General features: G+C 63.3%; 18 protein-coding genes. 15 read left to right on the plus strand and 3 right to left on the minus strand.

Going from position 1 to position 19,387, the window contains the following annotated elements:
• The first annotated feature begins 141 nt into the window (after window positions 1-141).
• Window positions 142-1,299: a trypsin-like peptidase domain-containing protein gene (locus tag P6U23_RS15080; protein ID WP_407180503.1), complete on the plus strand. Its 1,158-nt coding sequence runs from the start codon at window positions 142-144 to the stop codon at window positions 1,297-1,299.
• A gap of 203 nt (window positions 1,300-1,502) precedes the next feature.
• Here P6U23_RS15080 and P6U23_RS15085 read toward each other — a convergent pair whose 3' ends face one another.
• Window positions 1,503-1,622: a class II aldolase/adducin family protein gene (locus tag P6U23_RS15085; protein WP_407180504.1), complete on the minus strand. Its 120-nt coding sequence runs from the start codon at window positions 1,620-1,622 to the stop codon at window positions 1,503-1,505.
• Window positions 1,623-1,799: 177 nt separating this feature from the next.
• Here P6U23_RS15085 and P6U23_RS15090 point away from each other — a divergent pair, with 177 nt between their 5' ends.
• Window positions 1,800-2,825 carry a histone deacetylase family protein gene (locus P6U23_RS15090; RefSeq protein ID WP_407180505.1) on the plus strand — a complete coding sequence of 342 codons (1,026 nt, stop codon included), beginning with the start codon at window positions 1,800-1,802 and terminating at the stop codon, window positions 2,823-2,825.
• A 115-nt stretch (window positions 2,826-2,940) separates the two neighbouring features.
• On the opposite strand, the gene P6U23_RS15095 is transcribed toward P6U23_RS15090, so the two are convergent.
• The gene (locus P6U23_RS15095; protein WP_407180506.1) at window positions 2,941-3,153 is read right to left on the minus strand and encodes a 4-oxalocrotonate tautomerase family protein; all 213 of its coding nucleotides are present in this window, start codon (window positions 3,151-3,153) and stop codon (window positions 2,941-2,943) included.
• Between the two features lie 186 nt (window positions 3,154-3,339).
• On the opposite strand from P6U23_RS15095, the gene P6U23_RS15100 reads away from it, so the two are divergent.
• Window positions 3,340-4,278, plus strand: a complete 939-nt coding sequence (locus P6U23_RS15100) for a LysR family transcriptional regulator (RefSeq protein WP_407180507.1) — start codon at window positions 3,340-3,342, stop codon at window positions 4,276-4,278.
• A 25-nt stretch (window positions 4,279-4,303) separates the two neighbouring features.
• On the opposite strand, the gene P6U23_RS15105 is transcribed toward P6U23_RS15100, so the two are convergent.
• A complete protein-coding gene (locus P6U23_RS15105; protein ID WP_407180508.1) occupies window positions 4,304-5,974 on the minus strand; it encodes a hypothetical protein in 1,671 nt (556 codons plus the stop codon).
• Between the two features lie 631 nt (window positions 5,975-6,605).
• On the opposite strand from P6U23_RS15105, the gene P6U23_RS15110 reads away from it, so the two are divergent.
• From P6U23_RS15110 to P6U23_RS15165, 12 genes are all read left to right on the plus strand, one after another.
• A complete protein-coding gene (locus P6U23_RS15110) occupies window positions 6,606-7,937 on the plus strand; it encodes a S41 family peptidase (RefSeq protein WP_407180509.1) in 1,332 nt (443 codons plus the stop codon).
• A gap of 250 nt (window positions 7,938-8,187) precedes the next feature.
• Window positions 8,188-8,922, plus strand: a complete 735-nt coding sequence (locus P6U23_RS15115; protein WP_407180510.1) for an aspartate/glutamate racemase family protein — start codon at window positions 8,188-8,190, stop codon at window positions 8,920-8,922.
• Between the two features lie 53 nt (window positions 8,923-8,975).
• Window positions 8,976-9,839, plus strand: coding sequence for a VOC family protein (locus tag P6U23_RS15120; protein ID WP_407180511.1), 864 nt, complete (start codon window positions 8,976-8,978; stop codon window positions 9,837-9,839).
• A 151-nt stretch (window positions 9,840-9,990) separates the two neighbouring features.
• Window positions 9,991-11,004 (plus strand): zinc-binding alcohol dehydrogenase family protein, encoded by a 1,014-nt coding sequence (locus P6U23_RS15125; protein WP_407180512.1) that lies wholly within the window; start codon window positions 9,991-9,993, stop codon window positions 11,002-11,004.
• Window positions 11,001-11,432 (plus strand): PaaI family thioesterase, encoded by a 432-nt coding sequence (locus P6U23_RS15130; RefSeq protein ID WP_407180513.1) that lies wholly within the window; start codon window positions 11,001-11,003, stop codon window positions 11,430-11,432. Before P6U23_RS15125 ends, P6U23_RS15130 begins: the two co-directional genes overlap by 4 nt.
• A 66-nt stretch (window positions 11,433-11,498) precedes the next feature.
• The gene (locus tag P6U23_RS15135; protein WP_407180514.1) at window positions 11,499-13,103 is read left to right on the plus strand and encodes an ABC transporter substrate-binding protein; all 1,605 of its coding nucleotides are present in this window, start codon (window positions 11,499-11,501) and stop codon (window positions 13,101-13,103) included.
• Window positions 13,104-13,118: 15 nt separating this feature from the next.
• Window positions 13,119-14,087: an ABC transporter permease gene (locus P6U23_RS15140; protein WP_407180515.1), complete on the plus strand. Its 969-nt coding sequence runs from the start codon at window positions 13,119-13,121 to the stop codon at window positions 14,085-14,087.
• Window positions 14,088-14,090: 3 nt separating this feature from the next.
• Complete coding sequence (locus P6U23_RS15145) at window positions 14,091-14,936, plus strand: ABC transporter permease (RefSeq protein ID WP_407180516.1); 846 nt, start codon at window positions 14,091-14,093, stop codon at window positions 14,934-14,936.
• Between the two features lie 13 nt (window positions 14,937-14,949).
• Window positions 14,950-15,963: an ABC transporter ATP-binding protein gene (locus tag P6U23_RS15150; RefSeq protein WP_407180517.1), complete on the plus strand. Its 1,014-nt coding sequence runs from the start codon at window positions 14,950-14,952 to the stop codon at window positions 15,961-15,963.
• Window positions 15,941-16,930 (plus strand): ABC transporter ATP-binding protein, encoded by a 990-nt coding sequence (locus tag P6U23_RS15155; protein ID WP_407180518.1) that lies wholly within the window; start codon window positions 15,941-15,943, stop codon window positions 16,928-16,930. Before P6U23_RS15150 ends, P6U23_RS15155 begins: the two co-directional genes overlap by 23 nt.
• Before the next feature lie 24 nt (window positions 16,931-16,954).
• The gene (locus P6U23_RS15160) at window positions 16,955-18,463 is read left to right on the plus strand and encodes a class I adenylate-forming enzyme family protein (protein WP_407180519.1); all 1,509 of its coding nucleotides are present in this window, start codon (window positions 16,955-16,957) and stop codon (window positions 18,461-18,463) included.
• Window positions 18,451-19,221 (plus strand): SDR family oxidoreductase, encoded by a 771-nt coding sequence (locus P6U23_RS15165; protein ID WP_407180520.1) that lies wholly within the window; start codon window positions 18,451-18,453, stop codon window positions 19,219-19,221. The genes P6U23_RS15160 and P6U23_RS15165 overlap by 13 nt, the downstream gene beginning before the upstream one ends.
• Window positions 19,222-19,387 lie beyond the last annotated feature (166 nt).

Consider the following 19,387-nt stretch of genomic DNA (forward strand, 5'->3'; position numbering starts at 1 on the left):
TAGGAACCGCCGGGTCGGCCGGTGCGTTCAACCGGTCGCGGCAAAAAGTAACAGGCGGTGGAAGCGGAAATGGTTCACGGATGTTTGCCTTTCGACCGGCCTCGCAGGCCGGTATTGGGCGGCACGGTCGGGTGCGCGCTCATGCTGATCGCGAATGGCGCGCTGGCGCAGCCCCTTGCCGGATCTTCGGACGGTATCTCCGGCTTGACGATGCGGGTTGCGGATCAGACTGTCCGTGCGCCCAACAGTTTCGCGGATCTTGCCGAAAAAGTTGAGCCGGCGGTGATTGCCGTCGTCTCCAAGAACGCTGCGGGTGACAAGTCGTCATCGGACCAGCCCTTCCAATTCGATACGCCCGACCGGGCTGATCCGGGACAAACCGATCCGGGACAAGACGAGCTTCCTCTGCCGCATATGCCCGATCTGGGCAAGGCGCCGAAGCGAACTGAGTCGATCACGCTGGGATCAGGCTTCTTCATCTCCGCGGATGGCTATGCGGTGACCAACAGCCACGTCGTGGAGAACGGCGATACGGCCGAGGTCCGCACCAATGACGGCAAGACCTACTCGGCGAAGGTCGTGGGAAGGGACGCCTTGAGCGACCTCGCTCTAATCAAGGTCGATGGACGCAAGGATTTCAGCTACGTGAAATTCGCCGCTCAATCGCCGCGCATCGGCGAGTGGGTACTTACTGTCGGCAATCCCTTCGGGCTCGGAGGCACGGTGACGGCCGGCATCGTCTCGGCGCGCGATCGCACTATCGAAATCGGCGCAGGCGGGGATTTCATTCAGATCGATGCGCCTATCAACAACGGCGATTCCGGCGGCCCGAGCTTTAATGTCGATGGCGACGTCATCGGCGTCAACAGTATGATCTTTTCCCCTTCGGGAGGCTCGGTCGGTGTCGCATTCGCGATCCCCGCTGAAACGGTCAAGCTGGTGATACCGCAGCTCAAGGAGAAGGGCTCGGTCACGCGCGGATGGATCGGGGCCGAAGTGCAGTCGATCACGCCGGAGATGGCCGATAGTCTCGGCAAGAACGACCTGCGCGGCGCCATCGTCGCGAACGTCAAGCGCAACGGTCCCGCCGCCAACGCAGGGCTGACAAGCGGCGACGTCATCACCTCGGTCAGCGGCCAGGCGATCAAGAACGCGAATGAGTTGACCAAGAAGATCCATGCAGCGGCCCCGGGATCGTCCGTGCAGCTCGGCATGCTCAGAGGCGGAAAAGAAAGCTCGGTCAATGTAACCTTGGGGCGGCTGCCGGATCAGTCCACCGTCGGCGCCGCGCAGAAGTGATTGATAACCGCTCGATCTCAACCGTCGCCGTTTGAGGCTCACTTCGCAAGCACCTCAAGGTAACGGTGAGAGAGGGGCACTCCAGCATCCGCTTGAACGCAGCCCATTCCGCGCCAGGCTTTCCCTGCACTTCGATGCCGTCGTAGAAACTGGCGCATTGCTGCGCGGTGTGGCGCGCGATGCTTTTGGAGAGTGGCGCGATTTCAACGCCCCGACGCCAGGATCGCGAGCTCCGCGCGGCCGGAGCGCTCCAGATTGTGCATCAGCTTGAAGGCTTCGGCGACCGAGCAGCCGCAGGTGAGCATGCCATGGTTGCGCTGCATGGCATGGATCGATTATCACATCGGCCATGCCTGCCGTGAAGTGGGCAGGCTCGTGCACGAGATTCCAGTCGGAACGTCCATCACCACCGAATGAATTGACGGCGGCGCGCACGACGGCAATGCGGCGCGCAGGAGGAATCGTTTTGCGCAGGAGCGTTTTTGCAAAGGAGCAATCGCGTGAAGGCAGTCTATACTGAACGGCATCGGAGCCACGATCCGCAATTCTTTCTGGTGCGTGGCGTGGTGAAGCGAACCACCGAGCAGCCCGAGCGCGCCGACCGGCTGCTTGCGGGATTGAAGGCGGGCAACCACCAGCTCATCGAGCCTGTTGCGTTCGGGCAGGGGCCGCGCCTGCGGGTGCACAGTCCGGAATATCTGAATTTTCTCGCTGAGGCCTGGGAGGCTTGGTCCGCGCTCGGCGACGCGGGCCCCGAGATGATCGCCAACATGCATCCCGTCCGCAACGCCGCCACGTACCCCACCCACATCGTCGGCCGGCTCGGCTGGCATACGGTCGACACGGCCTGTCCGATCGGCCCGGGCACCTGGGCCGGCGCCTGCGCCGCCAGCGATGTCGCAGCGACGGCGGCGCAAATGCTCTTGGATGGCGAAGATGCGGTCTACGCACTCTGCCGTCCGCCTGGGCATCACGCCTATCGCGACCTCGCCGGCGGATTTTGTTTTCTCAATAACAGTGCCATCGCAGCGGCGCATCTGCGGCAGAAGCATGAGCGCGTGGCGATCCTCGATGTCGACGTGCATCATGGCAACGGCACCCAAGGCATTTTCTACGAGCGCTCGGACGTGCTCACCGTTTCGATCCATGCCGATCCGACCGCGTTCTATCCCTTCGTCTGGGGCTTTGCGCATGAGCGCGGCGCGGGCGCAGGGCTTGGCGCCAACCTCAACATTCCCCTGGCGATCGGCACCAGGGACGACGGCTATCTGCAGGCGCTCGACGTCGCAGCCAAGGCGGTCAAGAACTTCGCGCCGGGCGCACTGGTGATCGCGCTCGGGCTGGACGCCTCCGAGCACGATCCTTTGGCCGGCCTTGCGGTGACCACCGAGGGCTTCCGCCGCATCGGCGCTGCGATCGCGCGGATGGGGGTGCCGACGGTGTTCGTCCAGGAAGGAGGGTATCTCTCGGATATTCTCGGCGCCAATCTCACCGCGGTGCTCGGTGGATTCGAGGAGGCGCGCTAGGCGCGGTCGTCCTCAACGGTCTCCCCGACGAGGATTCTTCAGGCTACGGATTATCGATGCCGTGACAGCTTCGAGCGGCAAACGCTCGAAGCTGTCGGAGCACGCGCGGCGCCCCTCACTCTTTCGCGCGATATTGCTCCGGTATCACGAACACCTCGTCGGCGCGGCCATAACCACCGTCCCGCACCTCTTCGATCAGCACCATCGTGTGCGGCCGCGCCGCCTCGCTGAAATAGTCGACGAACATCGCGGTGATGCGGTGGACGATCTCCTCCTTCTGAGCCTTGGTCAGGGCCGCTTGGGGGACCTTGATGTTGGCAAATGGCATGATGAAGCTCCTGGTGATGTGCCGCATCAGGCGGCGGAATGAAGAGAGTCGGAAAGGTCGGTCCGTTCGAGGACGTGGCCGTGGACCCGACGATCTCCCTTTGCCAGGGTGACGTTATCTGCTCGCCCGTTCCGGTTAATCTGGCGGAACTTGACATCACTTGTCGGATTGGGCGAACAATCGCGGATGGATCGGTTTGAGGCCATGCGTCTGTTCGTCCGCCTTGTCGAGCGGCGGAGCTTTACGCTGGCGGCCACCGACCTCGATCTGCCGCGGTCGACAGCCAGCGAAGTCATCAAGAACCTGGAATCCCATCTCGGCGTGCGGCTGCTCGACCGGACCACCCGCCACGTGACGCCGACGCTGGACGGCGAGGAGTATTACCGGCGCTGCGCTGCCATTCTGTCCGAGTTGGAGGAAGCGGAAGCCGCGCTGCGTGACGCCCGGCCGCGCGGTCTTTTGCGTATTGATGCGCACCCCTTGCTCACCCGGACTTTTCTGCTCCCGCATCTCCCCGACTTCCTGGCCCGTTACCCGCTGCTCGATCTGCGCATCGGCCAGGGCGATCGTTGGGTGGACCTCGTGCGCGAAGGCATCGATTGCGTGATCCGCGCAGGCGAGCCCGAGGACAGTGGAATGATCCGGCGGCGGCTCGGCAGCATTGAGGAAATCACTGTCGCAAGCCCCGGCTATCTGGCGAGGCGCGGCGTGCCCAACACGCCCGATGAGCTCGACGGGCATCAAATGATCGGATTCATCTCGTCGAGGACAGGCGAGGTGATGCCGCTTGAATTCAGCGAAGACGGACGGCTGCGACACGTGGTGCTGCCGAGCCGCGTCACGGTGAACAATTCGGACACGATGGCCGATCTCGCCCGGCTCGGGCTTGGGTTGGTCCAAGCGCCGCGCTACCGCTTCGCGCAGGATCTTGCGGATGGCGTGCTGGTGGAAGTCTTGCCGGAACATCCGCCGTCGCCGACGCCGCTGACAGCGCTTTACCCGCAAAACCGGCAGCTAACATTGCGCCTGCGCGTGTTTCTGGACTGGATCGCCGACATCCTCGGCAGCGCCAAGCTTTCCGCCGTCCGACGCAGGGCGGCGCGAGCGCGGACCCGCGCCGTCTGAGCCACACTTGCCTCTGCCGCGTAACTCAGAACGGATACCAGCGCAGCGAGGTCATGACGATGTTGTCATCGGTCGAGGGCGCACCGCCGAGGCCGGCAAAGGCCTGGCGCCTGATATATTCGTATTGGGCGCCGGCGGCCACGCGGCCGAAATCGCCCTTGTAGAGGTTCTGCCAGAAGCCCACGGTTACGTCTTCCAGCCGGCGGTTGTTCGCGATGCAGTTCGTCGGTGTCGTGCCCGCAAACGAGCTCGGCGTCGTGATGGTACAGCCGACATTGCTGAAGCCGGGATTGCCATAGCCGAGCAGGGTCGTGCCGGAATTGAAGTACTTCGCCTCGACCTGCTCGAGGCCAGCGTAAGCGTAGACGTCCAGCCCCTCGGTCGGATGGCCGATCAGGCCGATCATGGTCTGCAATCCCGTCAGCGGCGTGAGCGAGCCGTCGGCTCCGATGGTCACGTCCGGCAACTGGCCGGCCCCGTAACGGCCGATGCCTTGCCCGTACAAGACGCTGCCGGTGAACTCGAGATATTTGGGAATGACCGGCAACAGCACCGAGCCGCCGATGCCCCAGCCGAACGCCGACCTGTCGGAGGTTGTGCCCGCCTGTCCGACCGAGCCGGCGATGCATGGTCCGAGCGCGCAAGTGAGCGTGCTGTCGTTGAAGAACCGCTGCAATGCGACCGCTTCGTAGTGACCCCAGCCAGGATCGAACGCGGCCTTTTCGATGAGGTCCGGCGCCTGATCCGTCGTGATCGGCACGGTGCTGAGGAAGCTGCTGCCGGTATTGCTGAAATTGGTGACGACGCCGTTGACGATGCCGCCGCTCGCGAAGGTACCGCCGGTGCCGGCGGGCGCGGTGGCGGTCGAGGCGCCGACGATGCTCGCGGGGTTCTCGACCGATATGCCGAACGACAGCTCCGGCCCAAAGTCCTTCACGAAGCGGATCTGCCAGTTGCGCGTATAGTTGAAGCCGACGACGTAGCTCGCATCGATGGTGAGCGGGATGTTCTCCTTGCGCGGGGTGATGCCGGTCTGGTTCTGCGTGAGCAGGCTCCACGACTGGCCGGCAAGGACGTGGAATCCCCAATCGGCGTTGTCATAGCTGCCATAGGCCTGGCGCAGGCGCGGCGCCCAGCTATTGCTCTGATTGTAGTTCGATGTGGTGCCCACGCCGAGGAAATCCGTTTCGAAATAGCCGGACAGCTTCTGCTGCGGATCGATCGCACCCTCGATGAGGAGGGAAATTCTGCTCTGTCGCGCCGAACCATGAAACTCGTTCTCGTGATAGAGCGGGGAGAACGGATAAGGGATGCCGGCGAAACTCGATCCCATATCGGCAGCCTCATTGCGCTGCCGCCAGACCGACTCCGCCGCGATGAAGCCGCCGAGCGTCACCTTGACCTTGTCCGATATCGCGAGCGTCGGAGCCTTGAGGATCGGGCCCTTGTCGGCCGGCGGAGGTGAGGCGGCTCGAGGTGCCGCGGCCTGCACTGCTTCCACCTTTGCGGTTCTCTGGCGCGTCTGCGCGATTTCGCTCTGCAGCGCCTTGAGTTGCTTCTGCAGCGCCTCCGTTTGGCGCTCCAGCCGTTCGATCTTTTCGGCGTCCGACATCGCTTGCGCTGCCGCAACAGATGGAACCGACAGACAGGCGACGCACAGCGCCGTCGCCGCCATTAAATGATACCTGCAATGCATCGTCGTCTCCCGCATGAAATCTGCAAAGGGAAAAGCGCTCGGCAGTGCTGATTAGAAATATCGGATCCGACTGTCGGGGCAGGTCATGAAGGCGCGATGACACCGGCGAGGCTGGCTGCGATGTCGTGGATCGGTGTGACCCAAAGGCCGCGGTTAGGCACTGTCAAAGCTGTGATGCGTGAGTATGGCGGCAGCGAAGCTGACGGGCGCGTGATGGCGTGTCCGTACACCGCTCCTGGACTCGGTCAGCGAGACTCTGATCTTTCGATCTGAAACAGCCGCGTCGTGCTCACTCGGCCGACATCCGAAGTGGTTTGCCCGGACGGCCGAAGAGCTCGATTTTCATGACCGCCGGCTTGCGCGTGCGTTTCGTGTGCAGAACAGGCTGTGCCGAACGAGAATCTCCCGAGCGCGATCGGCGGGCGGCATTCCCAGCGCCCTCATTGGTTCAAAGAGGGCGGCCGTGAGCCAAAACCCGGGCGCTATTTGTGCCGCGGGAACGCGGGCGCCTGCTGACGTGTTCGCGTGCGATCGAACGGAAGTCGGCCTTGGAAGCCCCGCAATGGGAACCTACTTTTGTGCTTCCTGGTTCTTGTTCCAGCCCGGCTTCCCACCCACAAAAGTCAAAGCCATGACCAAAACGCGCCTGCTCATCTCCAGCCTGATCGCAGCAATCCTCGTCGTTCCCCTGATCTCCGCGTTCAGGACGCAAGGGGAGGAAGGGCCGGCTCCGGACCTTGCTCTGCTCGCGGGCGTGATCCAGCTCGTGCGGCACGATTATGTCCATCCTGTCAGTTCGAATGAACTGACCGAGGATGCGCTGAAGGGAATGTTGAACAAGCTGGATCCGCATTCCGACTACATGGACGAGGAGGAATTCAAGCAGTCCCAGGCGGACACCGCCGGCCGGTTCGGCGGTCTCGGCATGCAGATCTCCGAACAGGAGGGGCTGCCCAAGATCATTTCTCCCATCGATGGCACGCCGGCAGCGCATGCTGGCATCGAGCCCGGCGACGAAATCGTGCTGATCGATCACACGACCACGCGCGGCATGGCCTTGCGCAAGGTCGTGACGCTGCTGCGCGGCGAGCCCGGCACGGCCGTGACACTGACCATTCTGCGCGGCAAGCAGGCGCCCTTCGACCTCACCTTGACGCGGCAGATCATCCGCGTCGACTCGGTCAAGTCGAAACTCGAGCCGAATGATATCGGCTATGTCAGAATCAGCCAGTTCGGCAGCGACACGTCCGATGCATTCAGGCAGGCGATCACTGATCTCCAGCGCAATGCGAACGGGCACCTGAAGGGGCTGGTGATCGACCTGCGTAACGATCCGGGCGGGCTATTGACCGCGGCGGTCGACGTCGCCGGCGATCTGCTGGATGGCGGAACCGTGGTCAGCATCCGCGGCCGGCGCTCCAGCGAGACCAAGAATTTCGATGCGCCCGCGCATGGCGACATGCTCGCCGGTGTTCCCGTGGTGGTCCTGATCAACGGTGCTTCCGCCTCTGCCTCGGAGATCGTGGCCGGCGCGCTGCAGGACCGCCACCGCGCGGTGGTGATGGGAACGCAGAGCTTCGGCAAGGGCTCGGTGCAGACCATCATTCCCCTGAGCGGCAAGGGCGCGGTCAGGCTCACCACCGCGCTCTATTACACACCCTCGGGACGCTCGATCCAGGACGAAGGGATCGCGCCCGACGTCGTCGCGGAGGCGCCCAAGGACCAGCAGATCAGCGGCGGCGCGCTCGTGCGCGAAAGCGCCTTGCACGGCGCGTTCGCAAATCCGGGCCCGCTGCAGCAGAGCCAGAAGCCGGAGGAGGCGCGCTCGGCGGCGGAGAAGAGCCAGTCCGTCTATTCGGCGCCGATCAAGGTGGAACTGATCGGCAAGCCCGACGATGCCCAGCTCAAGACGGCGCTGTCCTATCTCGACCATGCCGGGGACACCGCGAGCCAGCCGCACTGAGGCCGGAGAAGAATTCTTCCGTGCAAGCCGCTCATATTGGGAATCGGAACAGGAGAAATGAGCACCTGGGAGCATGGATGAGATGTCGAGGCTCCCTGGCGTAGAAACCTATTTCCGACATCGGCCAAACTATGAAGTTTATTCTCGGCTAAAGCGTCTATCATATCGTTGAAACGCAAACGATTTGCGCAGACCCGCTGCTATCATCCTCGCGAACACGAAAGATGTTGCAAGGAGCGAGCAGCCGGACATGCGGATGATTGGCTTGATCGGTGGAATGAGTTGGGAAAGTACTGCCGTCTACTACAGGCGGCTGAACGAGCAGATCCGCAGTCGTCTGGGAGGTCTTCATTCCGCTGAAATCCTGATGCGGTCAGTCGACTTCGAGACCATCGTCAATCTGCAAAAGCAGGGGCGTTGGGACGAGGCGGGCGAAATTCTTGCCAAGATCGCGCGCGATCTGGAAGACGGCGGCGCGGACTGCCTGCTGATCTGTACCAATACGATGCACAAATTGGCTGACGACGTGCAACAGGCGGTCTCGATCCCGCTGCTCCACATCGCCGATGTCACGGCAGCCGCGATCAAGGCGGCCGGGTGCGATCGGCCGCTGCTGCTGGCCACGCGCTACACGATGGAGCACGCCTTCTATGTGCAGCGCCTGCGCGATCAGTTTGCGCTGGATCCGATCATTCCCGACGACGATGACCGTGCCGTCGTGCACGACATCATCTTCGACGAGCTATGTCGGGGCGTCGTCAGTGATCGTTCGCGCGCGCTCTATCTCGACGTCATTGCACGCGGCAAGTCGCGCGGCGCCGACAGCGTGATCCTCGGCTGCACGGAGATCTGCCTGCTGGTCGGCCCCGAGCATATCGATCTGCCGGTCTTCGACTCGACCGCCTTGCATGTCGATGCCGCGATCGAATTCTCCATGACCAAACAGACGCCGCATCCGCGCGCAGCGCAGAGCGTCGCGTCGTAAAATGGCATTGATCTTGCTACGTAAACGGACGCAACGCGCGGGTTTGTGACGACATGACTGACTTGCCACCAACGATCGATTCAGTGCGGCCGGTGCTCGATCACGCCGTCATCAATGTGATGGACAGGCTTGATGAGGCGGCCGCGCAGTATGAGCGGTTTGGCTTCCATCTCACCGAGCGTGGTCATCACTCGCTCGGCTCGAGCAATCATCTGGCGATCTTCGGCGAAAACTATCTCGAGCTGCTCGGCTATCTGCCGGGTCGTGAAATGAACCGCGCCGATCTGTGGAAGCATCCGCCCGGTCTGACCGGACTGGTGTTCAAGTCGGTCGACCCCGATGTCGTCTTCGCTGCGTTAAAAAGCCGCGGGGTTCCGGCCGAGCAGCCGTTGAGCTTCTCGCGTCCCGTGCCGCTTCCCACGGGGGCGGAGGATGCGCGCTTCCGCGTGGTGCGGGTGACTGCGGAGCAGGTGCAGAACGGTCGCACCTTCTTCTGCCATCATGACACGCCGCAACTCGTCTATCGCCCGGAATGGCGCGCGCATCCCAACGGCGCCCTCGATATTGTCGAATTCGTCATCGCCTCCACTGCGCCGCAGCGGACCGCCGCGCTTTACGAGCGGATGTTCGGCGCGCCTCTGCTCATATCCCGCTCCGGCGGCGTCGCTTTCCGTGCCGGCGTGGCGACCGTGCTGGTGCTGGAGCCATCGGCGGTCGCCGAACGCTACGCGAGCGCGGCTATCGTGAGCGAGGACGGATCGGACCGGATGGTTGCGTTGACCTTCAAGGTGGGTTCGCTGGATCAGCCGCGCGCGCTGTTCGACGCCGCGGGTGTGAACTACCGCCCATATGCCGACGGCATCGTCGTGGGGCATGCGGACGCCGCCAATGTCGCGCTGGGGTTCACCGCGCGATGAGGAGCGATTTCGGGACAGAGTTCGCTTCGGCGCTGCCGAGCTGGCGCAAGTGCGGCTTGTTGCGAGCGATCTCGAGACGTCAACGGGCGATCGACGGGCGGGCGCGAAACCCGCTCGTTGTCGTCGCCGAACAACGGAGCTGAACAAGAACATGAGAGCCGTAGTCCTTCGCGAGCATGGCGATAACGACAAACTGCAATTCGTCGCGGACTATCCGACGCCGAAGGCCGGCGAGGGCGATGTCGTCGTGCGGGTCAGGGCCTCCTCGATCAATTACCATGACGTGTTTACCCGTCGCGGCATGCCGGGGATCAAGGTGCCATTGCCGGTGATCATTGGCCTCGACGTGGTGGGCGAGATCGCTGAGCTCGGCGCCGGCGTGACTGGCTGGAAGCTGGGCGATCGCGTGCTGATCGATCCGGTCAACCGCGTCGAGGGCGGCCTGATGGGCGAGACCCAGGACGGCGGGCTCGCCGAATACTGCCGCGCCAAGGCGCATCAGCTCGTCAAGATTCCCGACAATGTCAGCTTCGAGCAGGCGGCCGCGCTGCCGGTGGCTTACGGCACCGCGATCCGCATGATGAACACCATCGGCAAGATCAAGCCCGGCGAAAAGGTCTTGATTCTGGGCGCGAGCGGCGGTGTCGGCGTTTGCTGCGTCCAGCTTGCCAAGCTCGCGGGTGCCTATGTCATCGCCTGCGCCGGCAGCGAGGAGAAGGGGCGACGGCTCACCGAGCTCGGGGCCGACGAAATCATTCTCTACACCGAAACTGATTTCATGAAGGCCGTATTCGAGCGCCATGGCAAGCCGCATCGCCGGCGCTTCGTCCAAGGCGGCGGCGTCGATGTCGTGGTCAATTTCACGGGCGGCGATACCTGGGTGAAGTCGCTGCGCTGCTTAAAGCTCGGCGGCCGGCTTTTGACCTGCGGCGCCACGGCAGGCTTCGCCCCGACTGAGGATATTCGCTTCATCTGGACGTTCGAATTGCAGGTTCTCGGCTCCAACGGCTGGGAGCGCGAGGACATCGAGAAGCTCTTCGATCTGGTGCAGAGCGGTAAGCTGAAGGTGCTGATCGACAAGAGCTACCCGCTCGAACAGGCCAAGGAGGCGGTGCGCGTGATCGAGGATCGCGCGGTGTTCGGCAAGGTCGTGGTGACGCCATGAGCAAGCCGCAAGTTGTCGCGCTGAGCGCGGCCGATATCCAGAAGCTGCTGGATGCATCGCCGTTCAACCTGTTCCTCGGCCTCAACGTTGTGAGCGCCGATCCGGTCAAGCAGGAGGTCACCATGCGCTCGGCGATGCGGGCCGAATTCGAGCGCCGCCCCGGTTCGAAACAATGGCATGGCGGCGTCATCGCCTCGCTGATCGATACCGCCGGCGATTTCGCCGTCGGCATGATGGTCGGCAGGGGGCTTCCGACCGTCAATTTCCGCGTCGACTATTTGCGGCCAGCGATCGACACGGCGCTGATCGCCGTGGCGCGAGTGCGTCGCGCGGGAAAAAGCGTCGGCGTCGCCGATGTCGACGTGTTCGATGAAAAGGGATCATTGCTGGCGGTTGGAAGAGGCACCTATTCGACGCTGGAGTCCTGATAACGACATTGGGGATGGACGACGCCACGACGAGGAACCGGTTCAAGCAATCAAGAGGGTAAAACGATGAGCAGGTTTTCGCGACGTGACTTTCTGATGACGACGGCAGGCGCCGCGCTTGCTTCCCGCTTGTCGGGTCCCGCTTTCGCCGCGACCGAGGCGCCGAAGCGCGGCGGTACGTTGCTTGCGACCTGGGGCGGTTTCGAGCCGCAATCCCTGTTCGTGCCACCCGGCGGCGGCTCGAGCCCGTACTTCACCTCGACCAAGGTGATCGAGCGCCTCGTCCGCCTTACGGTTGACCTGAAGTTCGAGCCGGTCCTGGCCGTCGATATCAAGCCTGCGGAGGATTTCCGCAGCTACGTGATCAAGCTCCGCGAAGGGGTCACCTGGCATGACGGCCAGCCTTTCACGGCCGATGACGTCGTGTTCAACGTGCTTGAATATTGGAAGCCGATCTCGGCCGGGGTCTCGCTGGATGCGCTGGACAGTGCGGAAGCCGTCGATCCCCTGACTGTACTCTTGAAGTTCAAGGCACCCGTGCCGGAGTTTTTCCTGAAATCCGTGCTCGCCGGCAAGTCGGGTCTCGTCATCCCCAAGCATATCTATGCCGGCAGCAACATCATTACCAATCCGATCAACAATACGCCGATCGGCACCGGCCCCTTCAAGGTCAAGGAATGGGTGCGCGGCAGTCACGTCGAATATCTGCGCAACGAGAAATACTGGAATCCGTCGTTGCCGTATCTCGATCGCCTGGTGATCCGCTGGTGGCGCGATCCGGCGTCGCGTTCGGCGGCGTTCGAGGCGAACCAGCTCGATATTGGCGTCTTCAATCCCGTTCCGATGCCGGATATTCCGCGGCTCACCTCAGGCGGCAAGTTCATCGCGGAAACCAAGGGCTACTCGAATTCGGCCTGGATCACGACGATCGAATTCAACCAACGCCGCGACGTCTTCAAAAAGCGGGAAGTGCGGCAGGCATTGATGCAGGCCATCGATCGCCAGTTCATCTCGGACACGATCTTCTTTGGCCGCGCCCATCCTTCGATCGGCGCTATTCCTTCGTCGAATGCAATCTTCTTCACAAAGGATGTTCAGGACTACCCGTTCGATCCAAAGAAGGCCGCGAAGATGCTCGATGCCGCCGGCTATCCGGTGAAAAGCGGCTCGCGGTTCAGCCTCAATCTTGTTTCGGCGGGATGGTTCGAGGAGAACGTCAAGATTGGCCAATATCTCAAGCAGGCCTTCGAGGACATCGATATCACGGTCGACCTCGCGGTGCCGGATCGCGCCACTTCGCTCAAGCGCATCTACAGCGACTATGACTATGACGTCGCAGTCTCCAACAATTCCGGCAGCATCGAGCTGATTCCAAGCACGACGCAATACTACACCACGGACGGCATCGTGAAAGGCGCTGCCTTCCGCAACGCCACCGGCTATTCCAATCCCGAGCTCGATGAAATCGTCGCGAAAATGGCGGTGGAAACCGACGAGCCGAAACGCATCGCGCTGGGCAAGGATTTCGACCGCCTTGTCGCGCGAGAAGCGCCGTTGCTGCCGATGGTCGATCTGGAGCCGGTGACGATCGCCCGCTCCGATGTCCGCAACCACTCCACGACCGCCGACTTCATGGGAGAAAGCTGGGCGGAGCTCTGGCTGGACCGCTAGGGAAGGGAGGTCGCCTTGCGCCGCATCGTCCTTCGCCGGTTGGCTCAGATCATTCCGCTGGTCCTGGCGGTGATCGTGCTCAATTTCGTGCTGATCCAGCTCGCTCCGGGCAGTCTGTTCGACGTCATGACATCCGACCAGCAGATCACGGACCCGGCGATGCTGGATCAGTTGCGTCACACCTACGGGGTGGATCAGCCGACCTGGGTGCAGCTTGCCAAATACATCTGGTCGGTGATGCGGCTCGATCTCGGCTTTTCCTATCGCCAGAACGCGCCGGTGCTGGACGTGATCATGGATCAACTGCCGGCCACGTTGATCCTGATGCTCGCGGCGGTTGCCGTGGCGCTGTTGGTCGGCATGACGGCCGGCGTGCTGGCGTCGGTCCGGGTCAATACGATTTGGGACAATCTGATCTCGCTTGCGGCGGTCTTCTTCTTCGCCGCGCCGAGTTTCTGGCTCGGCATCATGATGGTGGTGCTGTTTTCCGTCAAACTCGGCTGGTTTCCGGTCGGAGGCATGCGCACCATCGGCGCCAACAACGGTGCGATCGGTGACGCGCTGGACGTCATGCATCATCTCGTACTGCCCGCGACCGCGCTCGGCTTGTTCTACGCGGCGACCTATGCGCGGGTGATGCGGGCCTCAATGCTTGAGGTATTCCGGCTCGATTTCGTGCGCACCGCCCGCGCCAAAGGCTTGTCGCGGGCGCGGGTTGTCCTCGTGCACGTCATGCGCAATGCGCTGCTGCCGATCGTCACGCTCCTTGGGCTGCAGCTCGGTACCATTCTCGGCGGCAGTGTGGTCATCGAGTCCGTCTTTAGCTGGCCGGGCATTGGAAGCCTGTTGTTCGACAGCGTCATGAGCCGCAATTTCCCGATGGTCCTGGGAGTGCTTGTTCTCGGCTCGCTGCTGGTTGCTGTCGCCAACGCGGCGGTCGACTTGGCTTACCTGCGGCTCGACCCGCGCATCAGGGCGAGATAAGCGATGTTCCCGCACAGCCTCGACTTTGCCCGGCGCTTCGCCCGCAACCGCGCCGCCCTGGTCGGTCTCCTCCTGGTGATCCTCGTGATCGGCATCGCGTTGGCCGCACCATGGATGTATCCGCGCAACCCCTTGCGGATCGTCGGCCGTCCCGAGATCTGGCCCTTTGTCAATTCGCGCTTTCCGTTGGGCACGGATTCGCTCGGCCGGGACATCGCGGCGATGATCGCGTACGGCGCGCGCACCACGCTCCTGATCGGCCTTTGTGCCAGCATCACGGCGACGCTGATCGGCATCACCGTCGGGGCGGCCGCCGCCTATTTCGGCGGGTGGATCGATGAGATGCTGATGCGCTTCACCGAACTGTTTCAGACCATCCCCAATCTGATCTTCGTGCTGACCATCGTCGCGATCCTCGGCCAGAAGATCGAATATGTGACGATTGCGGTCGGCGTCGTCACCTGGACGCCGATCGCGCGGCTGACGCGCGCGGAGTTCCTGTCCCTGCGTGACCGTGAATTTGTCCAGGCCTGCCGCGCCATGGGGATGGGCAATCTCCGCATCATGTTCGGCGAAATCCTTCCCAATGCCTTGCCGCCGGTGATCGTGCTGTCGTCGCTGGTGATTGCCGGTGCCGTGCTGTTCGAATCCGCGGTCTCCTTTCTCGGCCTCGGCGACCCCAATGTGTCGAGCTGGGGCCGGCTGATCGGCGACGGCCGGACCCTGATCCGCACCTCCTGGTACATCTGCGCCGTGCCCGGGCTTGCGATCATGCTCACCGTCCTCGCACTCAACCTGGTCGGCGACGGTCTCAATGATGCGCTCAACCCGAAGCTCAGGGATCGCTGAGATGGTGGTGAGCATGTCGGAGCGGCCTGTGATCCTCGACATCGATAGCCTTCGGGTGTCGCTGTTCACGCGCCGTGGCGTGTTACCCGCCGTCGACGGGCTGTCCCTCACGGTTGCGGCCGGCGAGACGGTCGCGATCGTCGGTGAATCCGGCTGCGGCAAATCGCTCACAGCGTTGGCCGTGATGCGCTTATTGCCTGATCCGCCGGCCAGTGTCGTCGGAGGCGCCGTACGCTTTATGGGACGTGATCTTGCCGCTCTATCCGAGCGCGAGATGCAGCGCGTGCGCGGCAAGGACATCTCGATGATCTTCCAGGATCCGATGACCTCGCTCAATCCGGTCGCGACCGTCGGTGATCAGCTCATCGAGGCGATCCGCTGGCACGACAAGGTTTCGCGTCAGGAGGCACGCGCGCGTGCGGTGGAACTGCTGCGGCGGGTGCGCATTCCCGATGCCGAGCGGCGGCTGAACGATTTTCCGCATCAGATGTCGGGCGGGATGAGCCAGCGCGTGATGATCGCGATGGCGATCGCCTGCGGCCCCAAGCTTCTGATTGCGGACGAGCCCACGACCGCGCTCGACGTCACCATCCAGGCGCAGATCCTCGAGCTGATGAAGGAGCTGCAGGCCAATTCGGGTATGGGGTTGATCATCATCACCCACGATCTTGGCGTCGTCGCCGAGACGGCCGACCGCGTCGTGGTGATGTATGCCGGCCGCAAGGTCGAGGACGCGCCGGTCGAAGCATTGTTCGAGCGGCCGCTGCATCGCTATACCCGCGGCCTGCTCGGAGCCACGCCATCGGCCAGGCAGCGGCGTGGCAACAGGTTGGCCGACATAGCCGGCAGCGTTCCGGCCCTTTCCGAGCTGCCGCCCGGCTGCGCCTTCCAGAACCGCTGCGCTGATGCGTCCGATCGCTGCCGCGCGGAGAAGCCTGCCTTGATGCCGTTGCTGCCGGGTCGGACGGCGGCCTGTTTCGCCGCCGAAGAGGAGTTGTCGCGACATGGCATTGCTGTCGGTCCTTAGCCTGTGCGTCCAGTACCAGACCGCTCAGGGCACTGTGCGCGCGGTCGATGACGTCAGCCTGGAACTGGAGGCCGGAGAGACGGTCGGGCTCGTCGGCGAGTCCGGCTGCGGCAAGTCGACCTTGGGCAAAGCGGTGATGCGGCTGGTGCCGGCGACCGAGGGCAAGGTCGTGCTCGACGGCGAGGATGTCACCCGCCTGGAAGGCGCGCGGCTGAAGGCGGCGCGCAGGACCATGCAGATGATCTTCCAGGATCCCTACGGCTCGCTCAATCCCCGCCACGACATCGGCACGAGCATCGGCCAACCGCTCAGCGTTGCCGGTTGGTCACGCCACGACATCCGCGAGCGCGTCGCTGAGCTGATCGCGCAGGTTGGCCTGCCGGCGGACGCAGCGCGCCGCTATCCGCATGAGTTCTCGGGCGGCCAGCGCCAACGCGTCGGCATCGCCCGCGCGCTGGCGCTGCGGCCCAAGGTCATCATTTGCGACGAGCCGGTATCAGCGCTGGACGTCTCCGTCCGCGCCCAGGTCATCAACCTGCTGCAGGACCTGCAGGAACAGACGGGCGTGGCCTATCTGTTCATTTCCCACGACCTGTCGGTGGTCGAACACGTCTCCGACCGGCTGATCGTGATGTATCTCGGGCGCATCGTTGAAAGCGGTCGCAGCGAGGACATCTGGCAACAGCCGGCCCATCCCTACACGCTCGCGCTATTGGCTGCCGCACCGGTCGCCGATCCGAAATTGGCGCGCAGCCGCGGCAAGACTGTGCTGCAGGGTGAATTGCCGAGCCCGCTCAATCCGCCGCAAGGCTGCAGTTTTCACGCGCGCTGCCCGATGGCGCAAGAGCGGTGCCGCACGGAACGGCCGACGCTGCGGCAACTCTCCGGTGGGCGGGCGGTGGCGTGCCACTACGACCTGCTCGCGCAATCTGCCGAGTTGCCGCGCGCGCTCGGCGCGGCGAGATAGATGTTTTGAAGGGGAGTCCCACCGATGCGTTGGCACAATCTCGGCGACCTCGTCGACCGTAACGGCAATCTCGACAAGGAAGCGGTGATTGACCTCGCCTTGCCGACGGGACCGCGGCTCTATTCGCACCGGCAAATCGATCGGCTCGCGAACGGTGTCGCGCGCTACCTGACCGAGCGGGGCTTCGAGCGCGGCACTCACGTCGCGATCGTATCGCTCAACCGCGCTGAATACGTCATCGCCTATTTCGGTATCATGCGCGCTGGCTGCGTCGCTGTGCCAGTCAACATCAAACTGGCGCGCGATACCATCGACTATGTGATGGATGATGCCAACGTCGCGTTGGCCTTTGCCGACGCCGCCAATCGCGCGCTGGTCCGCGACGACATTCCCGTGATCGATTTCGATGATGCTGGCTCCAATGGTTTTGCCGCCCTCATCAAGCCTGCCGATTTCGACAGCGTGGTTGCCGGCACGGACGAGGTCGGCCAGATGCTCTACACGTCAGGGTCGACCGGCCGGCCCAAAGGTGTGCCGCTGTCGCACCGCGGGCAGCTTTGGGCATTGTCCACGCGGACGAGCGGCGCGCTCAACGAAAGCGAACGTTACATCATCGCGCAGCCCTTGTTTCATATGAACGGGCTGTTTGCGACCAAGACGATCTTCGCCACCAACGCCTCGGTCGTGCTGCTGCCGGCGTTCGAAACCCGGAGCTATATCGAGGCGATCGCGAAATACAAGGCGACGGCGGCGACCGCGGTGCCGACCATGTGGGCGAGGGTGGTCAAGGAGACTGGTCTTCTCGCCGAGAACGACATCTCCTCGATTCGGCGGCTGATGCTGGGCTCGGCGCCGATGACGATGGCGCTGTGGGACAAGATCAAGCAGGCGCTGCCGAACGTAACGCTCACGATCGGCTACGGCACCACCGAGGCGGGGCCTGCGGTGTTCGGACCGCACCCGAAGGGCCTGCCGACTCCGCCGCTTGCGCTCGGCTATCCGATCAGCCTCGAGAACGTCAGACTCGTGAACGGCAGCGAGAACGAGGGCGTGCTGTTGATGCGCAATCCTGCGCTGATGGACCACTACCACAATTTGCCGCAGCAAACGGCGAAAGCAATCGTCGACGGCTGGTACTATAGCGGCGACGTGATGCGCCGCGACGAAAACGGCTTCTATTACTTTGTTGGGCGGGCCGACGATATGTTCGTGTGTTCGGGCGAGAACATCTATCCGGGCGAGGTCGAGAAGCTGCTTGAGCGGCATCCGCAGGTGCAGCAGGCGGCGGTGGTGCCGCTGGCGGACGAGGAACGCAGTCAGGTGCCGGTCGCCTTCATCGTACCGCGCACCGGGGCAAGACCAAGTGTCGAGGAGATTCGTAAGTTCGCCATCGCGAACGGTCCGGCCTACCAGCATCCGCGCCGAGTAGAGTTCGTCAGCGAGTTGCCTTGGGCGGGTACCAACAAGATCGACCGCAAATCGTTGATCGAGCGGGCGCGGCAGTTGGAGGCCGCTCAAGGGTGGTCGGCGTGAGGGCGCTGGCAGGGAAGGTCGCGCTGGTCACCGGTGCAAGCCGCGGTATCGGAGCGGCGATCGCAGGAAGGCTTGCCGCCGACGGTGCGATCGTCGCGGTCCACTACAATTCCGCGGCGGAGGCCGCACATCGCGTGGTTACCGATATCGTCGGGTCGGGCGGAACCGCGTTCGCACTGCAGGCCGATTTGTCAGAGCCGAGCGGAGCGAAGAACCTTGTCGGGACATTCACGGCGGAACTGACACGGAGATGCCCGAAGGCGGAATTCGACGTCCTCGTCAATAACGCCGGCGTAAGCAAACGCGCCACCATCGAAGACATCACGGAAGAGGATTTCGACCGGTTACTTCAAACCAATCTCAAATCGCCGTTTTTCCTGATCAAGGCCCTGTTGCCGCATCTGCGCGATGGCGGCCGCATCATCAATATTTCCTCCATGGGAACTCGCGCAGCCTATCCGGCGATGGCGGCCTATGCGCCGGCTAAAGCCGGCCTCGAAGCGCTGAGCCGGCTGTTGGCGGTTCACCTGGGCGGGCGGCGGATCACCGTCAATGCGGTCATGCCGGGCGCGACAGCCACCGACATGAATGCGAATGCACGCGATCCCGTCGCGAGCCGCGCGCTTGCGGAGACGATTGCCCTTCGCCGCGTCGGAACACCCGAGGACATCGCCAAGGTGGTTGCCTTTCTGGCTTCGGAGGACGGAGCGTGGATCACCGGCCAATCCATCGAGGCCAGCGGCGGCCAGCGCCTGTAAAGAGCAGGGAACTGCAACGTCCGCACGCTCCGCGATGCACTCGCTTGCACGTGGAACCCACATTTCAGTGCAGGACCGCGTTCGCAATCTTGAAGCAAGGAGATTCGCGACACTACGATTGCGCATGAGTCGAAGGCGGCCAACCGCCTCGTACGCGACCGCAACG

It is taken from the genome of Bradyrhizobium sp. STM 3562 (assembly GCF_045571435.1).
GTDB lineage: Bacteria > Pseudomonadota > Alphaproteobacteria > Rhizobiales > Xanthobacteraceae > Bradyrhizobium.